Raw genomic sequence first — 282 nt, forward strand, 5'->3', positions numbered from 1 at the left:
GTGGAAGCAAGGACTAACGACTTGTGAAGCTGACCGGTACTAATATGCCGATGACTTACAACACTCCGCTCTGCGCACGAGTAAAAGATGACTCACGTCCACTATGCGGTTCACGGGAAACGACCGTGCACACCCCCTGAAAAAAGAGGGTGTCTGGTTGTGCCGAGAGAGTTACGGCGATCATAGCGGCAGGGAAACGCCCGGTCCCATTCCGAACCCGGAAGCTAAGCCTGCCAGCGCCGATGGTACTGCACTGGTTACGGTGTGGGAGAGTAGGACATC

1 rRNA gene is annotated in these 282 nt (G+C 55.7%); it reads left to right on the forward strand.

Going from position 1 to position 282, the window contains the following annotated elements:
• Nucleotides 1–172: 172 nt before the first annotated feature.
• Nucleotides 173–282, forward strand: a 5S ribosomal RNA gene (gene rrf, locus QSK18_RS35740); the annotation flags it as partial.

Origin of the sequence: Kineosporia sp. NBRC 101677 (genome assembly GCF_030269265.1) — a bacterium.
Classification (GTDB): domain Bacteria; phylum Actinomycetota; class Actinomycetes; order Actinomycetales; family Kineosporiaceae; genus Kineosporia; species Kineosporia rhizophila.